This is a genomic window from Streptomyces sp. NPDC055013 (assembly GCF_053608645.1).
Window position 1 is genome coordinate 1 of record NZ_JBSGVW010000021.1, and the last position, 12,220, is coordinate 12,220.

The 12,220-nt window shown below is 72.3% G+C and carries 16 protein-coding genes; 8 read left to right on the plus strand and 8 right to left on the minus strand.

Annotated features, from left to right (window positions below):
* Positions 1-371 precede the first annotated feature (371 nt).
* The 3 genes from thrS (at position 372) to ACWGDB_RS24205 (ending at position 4,159) form a co-directional block, all read left to right on the plus strand.
* Entirely contained in the window at positions 372-1,637 is a 1,266-nt protein-coding gene (gene thrS, locus ACWGDB_RS24195; protein WP_453824306.1) for a threonine--tRNA ligase, read from the plus strand.
* 144 nt (positions 1,638-1,781) lie between these two features.
* Positions 1,782-2,756: a nucleoside hydrolase gene (locus tag ACWGDB_RS24200; RefSeq protein WP_453824307.1), complete on the plus strand. Its 975-nt coding sequence runs from the start codon at positions 1,782-1,784 to the stop codon at positions 2,754-2,756.
* A gap of 239 nt (positions 2,757-2,995) precedes the next feature.
* Entirely contained in the window at positions 2,996-4,159 is a 1,164-nt protein-coding gene (locus ACWGDB_RS24205) for a serine hydrolase domain-containing protein (RefSeq protein ID WP_453824308.1), read from the plus strand.
* A gap of 21 nt (positions 4,160-4,180) precedes the next feature.
* On the opposite strand, the gene ACWGDB_RS24210 is transcribed toward ACWGDB_RS24205, so the two are convergent.
* Both ACWGDB_RS24210 and ACWGDB_RS24215 read right to left on the minus strand, forming a co-directional pair.
* Positions 4,181-4,519 (minus strand): nuclear transport factor 2 family protein, encoded by a 339-nt coding sequence (locus ACWGDB_RS24210; protein ID WP_453824309.1) that lies wholly within the window; start codon positions 4,517-4,519, stop codon positions 4,181-4,183.
* Positions 4,520-4,578: 59 nt separating this feature from the next.
* On the minus strand, positions 4,579-5,229 hold the full coding sequence (locus tag ACWGDB_RS24215; RefSeq protein ID WP_453824427.1) for a DUF4142 domain-containing protein: 651 nt from the start codon (positions 5,227-5,229) through the stop codon (positions 4,579-4,581).
* 243 nt (positions 5,230-5,472) lie between these two features.
* Here ACWGDB_RS24215 and ACWGDB_RS24220 point away from each other — a divergent pair, with 243 nt between their 5' ends.
* Both ACWGDB_RS24220 and ACWGDB_RS24225 read left to right on the plus strand, forming a co-directional pair.
* On the plus strand, positions 5,473-5,760 hold the full coding sequence (locus ACWGDB_RS24220; protein ID WP_453824310.1) for a hypothetical protein: 288 nt from the start codon (positions 5,473-5,475) through the stop codon (positions 5,758-5,760).
* Positions 5,761-5,904: 144 nt separating this feature from the next.
* Positions 5,905-6,765: a carboxypeptidase regulatory-like domain-containing protein gene (locus ACWGDB_RS24225; RefSeq protein ID WP_453824311.1), complete on the plus strand. Its 861-nt coding sequence runs from the start codon at positions 5,905-5,907 to the stop codon at positions 6,763-6,765.
* Positions 6,766-6,774: 9 nt separating this feature from the next.
* Here ACWGDB_RS24225 and ACWGDB_RS24230 read toward each other — a convergent pair whose 3' ends face one another.
* Positions 6,775-7,236 carry an FxLYD domain-containing protein gene (locus ACWGDB_RS24230; protein WP_453824312.1) on the minus strand — a complete coding sequence of 154 codons (462 nt, stop codon included), beginning with the start codon at positions 7,234-7,236 and terminating at the stop codon, positions 6,775-6,777.
* Positions 7,237-7,418: 182 nt separating this feature from the next.
* On the opposite strand from ACWGDB_RS24230, the gene ACWGDB_RS24235 reads away from it, so the two are divergent.
* Positions 7,419-7,997: a DUF7144 family membrane protein gene (locus ACWGDB_RS24235; protein ID WP_453824313.1), complete on the plus strand. Its 579-nt coding sequence runs from the start codon at positions 7,419-7,421 to the stop codon at positions 7,995-7,997.
* On the opposite strand, the gene ACWGDB_RS24240 is transcribed toward ACWGDB_RS24235, so the two are convergent.
* The 5 genes from ACWGDB_RS24240 to ACWGDB_RS24260 form a co-directional block, all read right to left on the minus strand.
* Positions 7,957-8,145: a hypothetical protein gene (locus tag ACWGDB_RS24240; protein ID WP_453824314.1), complete on the minus strand. Its 189-nt coding sequence runs from the start codon at positions 8,143-8,145 to the stop codon at positions 7,957-7,959. The two genes, ACWGDB_RS24235 and ACWGDB_RS24240, sit on opposite strands and share 41 nt — an antisense overlap.
* Positions 8,146-8,244: 99 nt before the next feature.
* Positions 8,245-8,613, minus strand: coding sequence for a DUF6479 family protein (locus tag ACWGDB_RS24245; RefSeq protein WP_383614028.1), 369 nt, complete (start codon positions 8,611-8,613; stop codon positions 8,245-8,247).
* A gap of 77 nt (positions 8,614-8,690) precedes the next feature.
* Positions 8,691-9,134, minus strand: coding sequence for a VOC family protein (locus tag ACWGDB_RS24250; protein WP_453824315.1), 444 nt, complete (start codon positions 9,132-9,134; stop codon positions 8,691-8,693).
* 640 nt (positions 9,135-9,774) lie between these two features.
* On the minus strand, positions 9,775-10,440 hold the full coding sequence (locus tag ACWGDB_RS24255) for a DUF305 domain-containing protein (RefSeq protein WP_453824316.1): 666 nt from the start codon (positions 10,438-10,440) through the stop codon (positions 9,775-9,777).
* A gap of 110 nt (positions 10,441-10,550) precedes the next feature.
* Positions 10,551-10,970, minus strand: a complete 420-nt coding sequence (locus ACWGDB_RS24260; protein WP_453824317.1) for a DUF6153 family protein — start codon at positions 10,968-10,970, stop codon at positions 10,551-10,553.
* 136 nt (positions 10,971-11,106) lie between these two features.
* On the opposite strand from ACWGDB_RS24260, the gene ACWGDB_RS24265 reads away from it, so the two are divergent.
* Together ACWGDB_RS24265 and ACWGDB_RS24270 are read left to right on the plus strand one after the other, a co-directional pair.
* Complete coding sequence (locus ACWGDB_RS24265) at positions 11,107-11,490, plus strand: sortase-dependent protein (protein ID WP_453824318.1); 384 nt, start codon at positions 11,107-11,109, stop codon at positions 11,488-11,490.
* Positions 11,487-12,131: a class F sortase gene (locus ACWGDB_RS24270; protein ID WP_453824428.1), complete on the plus strand. Its 645-nt coding sequence runs from the start codon at positions 11,487-11,489 to the stop codon at positions 12,129-12,131. The genes ACWGDB_RS24265 and ACWGDB_RS24270 overlap by 4 nt, the downstream gene beginning before the upstream one ends.
* The last annotated feature ends 89 nt before the right edge of the window (positions 12,132-12,220 follow it).

The following is a 12,220-nucleotide window of genomic DNA, read 5'->3' on the forward strand; positions in this document are numbered from 1 at the left end:
GAGCGAGTAACTCCCACTCCTGGTCGGTGAGTTCATGGCGTCGTATCACCCCACCATGATCCACCCTCCGATGATCTTTGAAGACGGACCCTAGTTGGCGGATGTGAACCAAGGCGTGCCACCCCCAGAGTCGGTCTGTAGCAGAGCGTAATCACGCGACTTCGCATTGGTGACGTGAATCGTGAAAATCGCCGCGACACCCCCGCCCACCCGCTGTTACGGTCGCCCCATGCAGCGCGCCAACCCGTCTCTGACGACGACGCCGGACCATGTCCCGGCGCCGCGCTGAAAGCTGAGCGAAATCCAAGCCCCGGGGCGAGTGCCTCGGGGCTTTGTCGTGGGCGCTCGTCCCCTCACCCGGAGGAGCAGCCATGCACGACCACCGCCGCCTCGGCCGCGAACTGGACCTCTTCGACACCGACCCCCTGATGGGCGCGGGCCTGCCGTACTGGCTGCCCGACGGCGCAGTCGTCCGGCATGCGCTGGAGGAGTACATCCGCGAAGCCGAACGCGAGGCCGGCTACCGGCACGTCCACTCCCCCGTTCTCGGCAAGCGCGAGCTCTACGAGATCTCCGGGCACTGGGACCACTACAGCGAGGACATGTTCCCGCCGATGGACCTCGGCGGCGGCAGCGACAGCCGCAGCGAACAGCTAGTCCTGCGCCCGAGCCTGTGCCCGCACCACGCCCTGATCTACCGCTCCCGCTCCCACAGTTACCGCGAACTACCCTTCCGTATGGCCGAGTTGGGCGGCATGTACCGCTCGGAGCTGTCCGGCGTCCTCGGCGGCCTCACCCGCGTGCGGGCGATCCACCTCAACGACGCCCACATCTTCTGCACCCTCGACCAGGCCGTCGACGAGGCCCGGGCCGCCCTCCAGCTCATCGCCCGTGCTTACGCCGATCTGGGGATCCGGGCCGTCCGGCACCGCCTTTCCCTCCCGTCCGAGGGCGGGGGCGCGGGCGGCGCCAAGTACGTCGCCGACCCCGAGCTGTGGCGGCGGGCCACCGCGCTGCTCCGCGAGGTGCTGGACGCCTCCGGCATCCCGTACGAGGCCGCGGAGGGCGAGGCCGCGTTCTACGGCCCCAAGATCGACGTCCAGATCGCCGACCCGGCCGGACGGGAGTCGACCCTCTCCACCGTCCAGATCGACTTCCACCAGCCCGAACGCTTCGACCTGCACTACATCGGCCCTGACGGCGCCAAGCACCGCCCGGTCATGGTGCACCGCAGCATCATCGGCAGCGTCGAAAGAGCCGTCGCCCACCTCATCGAGCAGCACGGCGGCGCTTTCCCGGTCTGGCTCGCCCCCGTGCAGCTGGTGATCCTCCCCGTGTCGGATGCACAGCGGGACCAGGCGGAGAGGATGCTGCACCGCGCCCTCGACCGGGGCCTGCGCGCCGAGCTCGCAGGCCCCGAACACGGCACCCTGGGTGCCCGTATCCGGGCGGCACGGCTCGTGCCGTACCAGGCGGTCATCGGGGAGCGGGAGGCGGCGGCCGAGGCGGACGGAGGCCTGGCGGCCGTACGGCTGCGTGACGGGCGCAAGCCGGGGGCCGTACCGGCCGCGGAGCTCGTCACCCGGATCGCCGCGCGCGCGAAGGCCCGCGGACCCGAGTTGTGGGATGCCCCGTGACGCCTGCGACGGGCGTTTAGACGCCGTATGACGCCGCGCGCACGAAGCCCGTACGGCGGCGCCATACGACGACGCACTCCACCTGGGCAACACCGTAAGGTCGGTTCCGGTGACCCGCCACCGCACCCGTGAGAGGAACCCGCCGTGACGAACGCCGACGGTCCGCCCATCCCGGTGATCATCGACTGTGACACCGGCGTCGACGACGCCCTCGCGCTGCTGTTCGCCGTACGCCACCCGGGTGTCGACCTGCGCGCGGTCACCTGCGTGGCCGGGAACACGGATGTGGACGGCGTCGTACGCAACACCCTCACCGTGCTGGAGCAGGCCGGTGCCCCCGACATCCCCGTCGCCCGGGGCGCCGGACGGCCGTTGATCGAGGCCGCGCGCTCGGCGCGGCACGTGCACGGCGAGGACGGCATGGGCGACATCGGCCTGCCCGCCCCGACCCGCGCCCCGGCCGACGTGGACGCGGTGACGCTGCTGCGCCGCGAGATCCTGGCGTCCCCGCGCCCGGTCACCCTCGTCCCGACCGCGCCCCTCACCAACATCGCCCTGCTGCTGCGCACGCACCCGGAGGTGACCCGCAACATCGAGCGGATCGTCTTCATGGGCGGCGCGGTGGCCTGCGGAAACGCCACGCCGGTCGCGGAGTTCAACGTGTGGCACGACCCGGAGGCGGCCGCGATCCTGCTCACCGCCGGGGTGCCGATCACCATGTACGGCCTGGACGTCTTCCAGCGGGTCGTGGTGCCCGGCGCGGACGTACGGCGGCTGCGGGAGAGCCCGGAGCCCGGTACCCGTCTCGCGGGCGACCTGCTGGCGCACCGCCCGGCCACGCCCGATGTCGCCGCCGACTCCGAGGCCGGCGGCATCGGCGACGCGGGCGCGGTGTGCGCGGTCGTGGACCCGGCGGGCATCACCACCCGCCTGCTGCCCGTCGAGGTCTCCCTCGCCCCCGGGCCGACGCGCGGCCAGACGATCGTCGACCGCCGGCCCCGGCCCGGTGAGGCCGAGATCCACACCGGCCTGCGCGAACAGCCGTTGGTGGACGTCGCCCTGGACGTGGACGTGGACCGCTTCGTGAAGCTGTACCTGACGACGGTCGAGCGTCTCTGACGCATCTGTCTGACGCATCTGAAGGACACGTCACTCCTGCAGGGCCCAAGGAGGCGGCTGACAGCAAAGGCGCACGCAAGTGGGGTCGAGGTAGGGCTGGCTGCACCTCGGCAGGGGGCCAACCACCACCCCCGACAGGCCAGTTGGCCCGATCGCCCGCGATCAGCCGCGTTTCTAGGTTGGTGTCCGCATCGCAGACAGCGGTGCCGACACCGACCGACCCGCAAGGAGCACCCGCCATGAAGCGCACCGCCACGGCCCTGGTCGCCGCGATCGCCGCGTCCGTCCTGACGATCCCCGCCGCGTCGGCCACCGCCGAGTCCCCGCGTCCCGCCCAGGAGTCGCTGCGGGACCGCGTCAACGCCGTGATGGAGACCGGAACCGTCGGCGCCGTCGCCCGCTCGACCGGCCCGCGCGGACAGCGCTCCGCCGCCGCGGGCGTCGTCGACAAGACCACCGGCGAGGCGGCGCGCCCCGGCGACCGGTTCCGGATCGCCAGCGCGACCAAGACGTTCGTGGCCACCGTGATCCTGCAACTCGTCGGCGAGGGGCGGCTGTCGCTGGACGACACCGTCGAGGACTGGCTGCCCGGCGTCGTCTCCGGCAACGGCAACGACGGCAGCAGGATCACCGTACGGCAGCTGCTCCAGCACACCAGCGGGCTCTACAACTACACGGCCGACTTCCCGCTGCTCGCGAGCGCCGAAGGCTACGAGGCCGGCCGGTACACCACCTGGACCGACGAGCAGCTGGTCGCGATCGCGATGAAGCACGAGCCGGACTTCGCGCCCGGCACCAAGTGGTCGTACTCGAACACGGGTTACATCCTCGCCGGAATGATCATCAAGAAGGCCACCGGGCACACCTGGCAGCAGGAGGTCACCCGGCGCATCATCAGGCCGCTGCACCTGAGCCGCACCCTCGCCCCGAGCACCGGGACCGGCATCCCCGGCCGCCATCTGCACGGCTACTCCGACTTCGGCGGCACCGGCGCGACCATCGACGTCACCGAGTTCAACCCGAGCGCGGGGGGCGCGGCCGGCGCCATGATCAGTACGACGGCCGACCTGACCCGCTTCTACCAGGCGCTCCTCGGCGGGCACCTGCTGCGCCCGGCCGAGATGAAGGCGATGAAGACGACCGTGCGGGCCCCCGAATTCGACGACGTGTGGCCCGGCGCGAGCTACGGCCTCGGCATGATGAGGATCCCGCTGTCCTGCGGCGGCTCGTACTACAGCCACGGTGGCGACCTCCCCGGCTACACCACCCGCGACGGCGTCACCGCCGACGGCCGCCGCGTCGCGGTCCTCGCGACGACGGGCGACGGAGCCGCCGACCTGTCCACCGAGCACGCCCGGAACAAGCTGATCGACGGCGAACTCTGCGCCTCGGGCAGGCAGTAGCACCACGGGCGGGGCGGCCCCTCACACCGCGCCGCCGAAGAACACCTGCACCTCCCTGATCAGCCCGTCCCGGACGGCGATCGTCTCGACGTTGCGGTAGCGGCCGCCCGCCGTGAGCTCGTACTCGTAGTAGGCGAAGACGAGCTCGCCGTCGGCGGGGATGACGTGCAGGAGTTGCTGTTCCTCAAACCGGTCGGCGGTCGGGAAGCACCGCTCGAAGAACGCGGCCTTGTCGATGTGGTCGTCCTGCGGGCTGGTGAAGGTGAAGTCGTCGGCGTAGAGGGGGAGGGCGGCTTCGCGGTCCTGCGCCAGGTAATGGCGGAACGCCGCCCTGACGATGTCCGTCGGTGTGCTGCTCATGCGGGGCTCCTCGGCCGTGGGGGACGGTCCTCCTCCGCCACCCACCGTATCCAGGTTTCTCAGGGCTTCAGGGTCACCTGCGCTTCGCCCGCCGCAGGAGGGGGCGGGGTCAGGTCCTCGGACGGGAGCTTCGGTGGGGTCGTCTCCTGGAACAGGACCTGGTCGAAGTCGACCAGCCCGGTCTTCTCCATGACGGTGATGTGGTCCAGGACGGTGTCGTTGGCCTGGTCGGCGAGCTGTCGGACCAGCGTGTTCTCGGTCGTGGCCCGGATCTTGGCGATCGTGCCGAAGATCTGGCCGTGGGTGGTGCGCAGGATGGTGGCCATGTCGCTGTCGAACCGTCGGCCGGTGTCCGCGTCGAGCCTCGCCACGAAGTCCCGCTGCTGCGGGCTGGGCCGGTTGGGCAGCGTGATGTTCAGCTGCGCGGCGATCCTGCGGCAGTTCGCGTCCAGCGCCGCGTGTCCCGAGACCAGGTGCTGCCCGGCCGTGCGCACCGCCCCGGTCGTGCCCTTCTGCAGGGCCATCTTCCCCACCGGGTACTCCCACAGCCCGGCCGCCCGCACCTTGACCACGAAGTCCCGGTCGGCCTCCGTCAACGGCCCGGCCGACGTCTCGGCGACGACCCTGTCCTGCGCCGCGGCGACGGTGCCGAAGCCGAGCATGGCGGGGTAGGCGAGCGCGGCCAGGGTTCCGCCCAGGGCACCGCCCACGAAGAGAGCTCCTGCCGCCTTCCGTGTGATGCGCACCCGGGCCTCCTGCTGGACGGGGATGGTCTGCTGTCGTACGGACGTACGGAAATCCCCGGTGCGGGAGGCCTTTTGGCTTGGCATCGGCTCCGTAAAGCGACCTTGAGCGCGTCTTTGCCTGAGCCCGGGCGCCGTACGGGTGAGAGGCACCGGCCGCGCGCGTGGCGCAGCGGATCGCCCGGTCCGGCTGCCCCAGGATCCGGACGCGTGGCACACACCTTCGACGAACTGGTCGCCATGCAACGGGCGGCGGACCGGGCGCACTCCAGGGTGGAGGACCTACGGGACCGGTACGGCCCGCCCGCCCACACCCCTTGGACCGAGCTGCGGACCGACACCTACGCAGCCGCCTGGCGCACCTGGCGCGACCTCGCCCGCACCGTCCAGACCGCGGTCACCGAACACGCGACGGAACAGGGCATCGCCCGCAGCGAGGTCGAGGCGGACGTGAAGACGGCGGCCCGCCATCCGAAGCCGGCGGCGGCGCAGGACTGACGTCGGCTTCCAGGCGCCCGGACGGGTGGTGCGGACCGCGCTCCTGGTCCGTACGGCCGAACAGCGCGCGTCGTCCGCGCGGACCCGACACGACAATCGCAGGCAGTGGTGTTGCCGACGCACGTGTGAGGAGCTCCGCCGACGATGAGCAGATTCAGGAGGGCAACGGTCCTCGGTTGTCTCGCCGTGGCCGGCGCGGTGACCGCGGCCGGAATGGCGTACGGTGCTGACGGGGCGTCAGGATCGGACGGCGGTGACCTGTGGGCGTCCGCGACCATCGAGCCCGGGCGGGAAGGCATCGTCCGGGTCGGCGGGTACGAGGGGGCGCCGCTGGGCGCGGGCTCGGTGCTGACTCTGTCGGCGCCCGCGCAGGCGAGGGTGACGGACACACCGTTCGCCGCGGGCGGGTACCGAGGGGTGGTGACCCTGGGCGGGAGCAGCGGGACGTACACCTTCGAGGGCGCGGTCGGCCCGGTCGCCGGGGAGTCGGCATCGGCGGCCTGGAAGGGCCGTACGTTCCCCTTCGTCCTGTCGGTCCCCGCGGACGCCGAGCCCGGCACCCGTCTGCCCGACTGCGCCCTGGTCCTGAAGGACGCCGAGGGAGCCGTGAAGGAGAAGGGCACGTGTGCCGTGACGGTCGGGCTGCCCGCGCCGACCCTGTCCCGCCCCCAGTCGGGCGTGCCGCTGAGCGCGTTGCCGGAGATGTCGGGGACGGCCTACCCGGGCGCCCAGGTCACGGTGCGCGACGCGCTGGAGGAGGAGGTCTGCGCGACGACCGCCGCGCCCGACGGCACCTGGTCCTGCGTGCCGAGCCTCGGCCTCGCGCCGGGCGCGGGCCGCATCCAGGCGACGGCCACGTTCAACGGGGTCAGCGCGGCGAGCGAGCAGATCCAGATCCTCGTGACGGAGCCGGCCGGCGCGCAGCCGGACACGGTGACGGACAGTGAGGGCGGACGGCCGGCGCCGGGCGCCGTGCGCAATCACGCCCGTGGCGCAGGCCGGTAGCGCGCCACATCAGTAGCGCACGGCCCGGGCCACCTCCGCCCGGATGTCTCCGCCCAGTTCACGCGTGCTGCGGACGGTTCCGTTGCCCGTCTTGCCCGCGGCCACGTCCGACACGGTCAGCACGTTCGCGTCGAGCAGATTGCCGTCCTCGTCACGAAAGTTGACCTGTACGCCGAAGGACTTCGTCGAGTCGGTCGTGTTCTCCGCCGTGACCTCCACGGTCGTACGGCCGTCCGAGTCGGTCGTCGGATCGCCCAGCCGGATCGCGCCCTTGGCGTCGACGCCGCCCTTGATCTCGTCGAGCTGTTGCCCCGCCTCCGCGGTCGCCGAGGCGAAGGCCGATGCCGCCCGGCTGGCCACCGAGGAGGGCGTGTCCTCGTCGCCGCAGGAGGTCAGGGTGAGGGCGGCGACCACGGCGGCGGTCGTCGTGAGGATCGCGGTGGTCGTCCACCGCGTTCGGTGACCGGGCATGGCGCCTCCAGCGTCGGTTCGGTGTCCGGGCTCCTTCAGTGAAGTTCCGCACGCCGCTGTCCGCACTCCGGGCATCACCCGATCGGTCCTTCCCCCGTGGTGGCCACCCCCCGGCCGGTCGATCGTCGAACCGACCGCAGCACCCGACCACGGGTACACGCGAGAAGTGGGGTACGGCAGCCATGAGCCAGCAGCAGCCGCAGTCGCATGCGACGGACGCGGCACACAGTCCCGCCGGCACCCCGGGGTCACCCGGCACCCAGACCACCTGGGGTTCGTCCGCACCCGACGCCGGTGGCTACCGCCCCGGCGCGCCCGCCCCCTCCGACACCGGCTGGGCGACCGGCGCGCTCGTCTTCGCCGGTGTGCTGATGCTGGTCAACGGTCTGCTGGCGATCCTCCAGGGGATCTCCGCGATCGCCGAGGACGACGTCTACGGCAGCGTCGGCGACTACGTCTACAAGATCAACCTCACGGCGTGGGGCTGGGTCCTGCTCGGCATCGGCATCGTGGCCGCCTGCGTCGGCTACGGCATCCTCAGGGGAGCCTGGTGGGCCCGGATCACCGGCATCTTCCTGGCGTCCCTCAGCATGGTCGCCCACTTTCTGTTCCTGCCGTACACGCCGGTCTGGTCGGTGATCATGGTGGGCATCGACTTCTTCGTGATCCTCGCCCTCGCCACCGCGCCGGACGTCCCGCGCGCCGACGCTTCGACGCGCGCTAACGCTTCGACGCGCGGCAACGCTTCAGGAGTGCGCTGACCCTCGCCGGGTCCTTGCGGCCGTTCAGCTCGGTCAGCAGGTCGTCGGGGCACAGCTCGTAGAGGTCGCCCCAGAAACGGCGGCCGTGGTTGTCCCAGATGCGGTAACCGCCGGGGACACCCCTGGCCACATAACGTCGTCTGCTCAATCCGCCACGCCCCCCGTCCGGACCGCACACGTGTGGCACGCCCACGGTCCGGACAGGGTGGCATCGCACGGCCGCTCGCGTCGCCCGGATTTCCGGGGCTCAGCCGTGCCCGATGCCGCCGCCGCCGAAGGAACCGCTCTTCCCCGGCAGCCAGCGCTTGCGGTGCTGGTCCGTGCTGCGCCTGCTGCCCGCGTGGTGCAGCTCGTGCGGCAGGAGCCGTTCCCTGCCCTCCGCGTGCGGCACTTCGTCGGGTTCCCTGAGCTCCCGTTCCTCATGGACGGGCCCGGTGTCGGGAAGATGGGGCTGCTCGTCGGCCTTGGGCCGCGGCAGCTCTCGATCACGGACCCGCATGCCGAACTGCACGGCCCAGACCAGGGCGCCGGCGATGAACAGGCCACCCACCAAGGCGGCAAGCACGTTGAGTACTTCGCTCGACGTGGCCGCTAGTACAAACGTCGTCGTACTCATGCCCCAATTATCACCGAAACGGACGAATAAGCTCCTTGTGGCGCCGAGGAACCCCAGGACCCTGTGCCCACGCGTGTCTACGCGCGTTCCGTGGTGTCCTCCAGCTCGGTGAAGAGGGTCAGTTGCAGGGCGCCGGGCGCTTCGAGGCGGGAGTTGAGGGAGTTCCAGGGCGTGCGGGTGGGCTCCGCGAGAACCTCGGCCCCGGCGGCCGCCAGCCTGGCCGTGGTCGCCGTCGAGTCGGCCACCTGGAAGGCGACCCGGACATGCCCGGCCACCCGCCGGCCGACCTCGACCTCGTCGATGAACTCCGCGTGCTTCGGATCCGTCAGTTCCAGCGTCGCCCGCCCGGCGTCCAGGATCGTGACCCGGCCACCGGGCGAGGTGAACGCGCCGCGCTCGGGGAGCCCGAGCACATCCCGGTAGAACCGCAACGCCTCTTCGTAGTCCTCCGCCGTGACCACCAGACGCAGCTCGCGTACGGGGGGTTCGGCCTGGGCGTCGGCGGCGGGTGCGTCGGACATGTTCGGCTCCTACTCGACGAGCGGTTCTTCTACTGGTTGTGCACCTGAACCCCGGGTCCTGGGTCGGTGATTCCCGGCCGGCGTCGGTACCGGCCCTACCGGCCCTGGCATGGCCGGCGCGGTCCGCGGACGGGCTCCGTGGGTCTGCGGGAGCCCTGCTCCCGGGGTCCGTGACTCCCGGTCCGCCTCGGCACCGCACCGCCACCACGGTGTTCGGCTTCGGTGGGGCGGACTTCCCTCCCGTGCCGGCAGGCCGGGCGACTGCGTGGGACATGGGCGGAGCCTCCATCAGGGGTTGGGGCGCGGGTGCGGTGAGCCGGGGCCCGCTCGCGACGGCAGATGTGGCGGGTGTTGCGGTGTGCGGTGTGTCCGGACCCGGCGGCGGATGGGGGATCTGATTCCGCCGCCGGGCCGGGCGGCCGCGCCGTCCCCGTCCCCACGGAGTCGGCGCGTCGGGGCCGTCCTCCGCTCGAGGAGGCCCCGGGCTCTGCAGCTCGTCGGCCGCCGGCTCGCTCATTACTTGACTTAGGCAAGCATAGGGCGTCGTACCGCCGGAGCGCGGGCTCGAAGTGAAGGAGGGTGCAGGGCGGTGTGGGCCCGGGCCACGGCTCGCGGCCCGGGCCCACCGACTGTCGGAGCGTCAGCCCGCGCTCTTGCCGAGCAGCTTGTTCATCTCCCCGATCTCGGCCGTCTGGGCGGTGACGACGTCGTCGGCCAGGGCGGTCGCGGGAGCGTACCTGCCCTTCGCCTTCTCGGCCCCGGCCATCTCCACCGCACCCTCGTGGTGCTCGACCATCATGGTCAGGAACAGGGAGTCGAAGGCCTTGCCGGAGGACTTCGCCAGCCGGTCCATGTCCTTTTGGTCCATCATCCCGGCCATGCCGGAGTCACCGCCATGTCCGCCGGAGTGGTCCATTCCGTCCGTGCCGGGCGCGGCCGACGGCACGTCCTCGCCCCAGGTCTTCAGCCACCCCGACATGGTCCGGATCTCCGGGTCCTGAGCCTTCTCGATGCGCGCGGCGAGGTCCTTGACCCGGGCCGAGGAGGCGCGGTCGGCGGCCAGCCCGGCCATCTCCACCGCCTGCCGGTGGTGCGGGATCATGCCCTGCGCGAAGGAGACGTCCTGCGCGTTGTGCGCGCCGGCGGTGGCCCCGGCGGTGGCGTCGGCGCTCGTCGAGGACGACGGGTGCGTGCCGGAGGCGGTGTCCGAGTGGTCGCCCCCGGCGCAGGCGGAGAGGACGAGTGCGGCGGTGACGGCCGTCGCGGCCAGGGCGGCGCGACGGACCGCGGTACGTGTGCTGGTCATGCTGAGAACTCCTGCGGTGTACGTGAGTTGCGGCGCCCTCGGGGCGCGGCACGGGCATGGCTGAGCGCCGTACGCCCTTCAGGGGGTGAGGGGCACGGCTCGGCCTTGTCCTAGGTCCGCAGGATCTGCAGTTCGGTCAGGGAGGGAGGCGCCCGCCCGCCTTCGGGCAGGGCGGCAACGGAACGGCCGTCGAGGTCGGCCGCGACGGCGCTGCCTGCCGGATCGGGCACCGGGGCCGGCAGCACGGGGCCCGCACCGACGGCACTCGACGCGCAGGTCGGGTCGGCGTGCTGGGCGTGCCCGCCGCCCGAGTCGGGGCCGTGGCAGGCGGACTCGTCGGTCACGGGCGTCGGATGGGCGCTGATGGCGGGAGCGCCGTGCCCGTGGTGCGCGGAGGCCGAGACGGCGTCGGCGGGGCCGAGCGCGTGCATCCCGAACAGCCCGGCGAGGAGCCCGAGCAGCAGAAGCATGCGCCACGGCCCCGGCAACGGGATCCGCAGCGCACGGTGTTGCTGTGCGCGGGCTGTCACGCCGTCATCGTAGCGGCGGACGACTTTGCCATCTCTTTACAACCTGCTCCGGCGCCCCGTCGTCTCTTCGCTCGACCCGTCACCCAGCCCGCCGGGTACGGCAGTACCGGCCGGGCCGACGAAAGAGAGCGACACAATGCGCCGAACCGTCCTCAGCGCCATGGCACTCAGCTGCGCGGCCCTGTTCGCGACCGCCGCCCCCGCGCTCGCCGACAGCTCGTCCCCGACCCCGGTCCCGAGCACGTCGGCCACCTCCCCCGCCACGGAGGCCCCGAGCCCCAGCGCCGAGCCGACCCGCCCCCCGGCCGACGGAACCCCCGAGCCGTCGGCCGCGCCGAGCCGGGACAGCGGCCAGGTCTCCGTCAGGCCGTCCGGGGCGCCCGACACCGGTGTGACGCCGGCCTCCTCGGACTCCGGCAGCGGACGCGGCGGGATGATCGGCGGGGGCGCCGCCGCGGTGCTCCTCGCCGGAGGCACGACGGCCTTCGTCGTACGGCGTCGCCGGACCACGGGGGCCTGATGCCGCTGTCCAGGCGGGCGTTCGCCACGGCGGCGATGGCGTCGCTGCTGGTGGGCTGCGGCGGCCAGGGCACAGAGCAGGGCGCCACCGCGGGCTCCCGGAGGAGGAGGGACACGGACGCGTCCAGGGAGGGCCAGGAGGGCGGTTCCTCCGCGGCGTCCTCCAACTCCGGGCGCGCGCTGGGCAGTTCACCTCCGGTCCGGCTGCGCATCCCGGCGATCGACGTCGACACCCCGGTCATCCGGCTGGGCCTGGCGCAGGACGGCACCGTGGAGGTGCCGCCGATCACGGCCGACGACCGGGCGGGCTGGTACCGGCACTCGCCGACGCCGGGCCAGGTCGGGCCGTCCGTCATCCTCGGCCATGTCACGGTGGGCTCCTACGGGGCCGGAGTGTTCCGGGACCTGGCGCGGCTGCGCCGGGGGGACCGGATCGTGGCGCGCAGGGAGGACGGCACATCGGCGGAGTTCGCCGTGAGCTCCGTACGGACGGTCGCCAAGGCGGACTTCCCGGCGGACGACGTCTACGGCGACGTGGACCGCCCGGAGCTGCGGCTGATCACGTGCGGCGGCCCGCGCTCCGGCGACGAGTACCGCGACAACGTGATCGTCTTCGCCGAGCTGCGCTCCACGTCCCCCTGACCGCACCCTGCTCCCGCAGTACCGGCACGGAACCGGTGCCGGGCCGACGGAACGTACGCCGCCGGCCCGGCATCCCTCTCAGTGCCGCG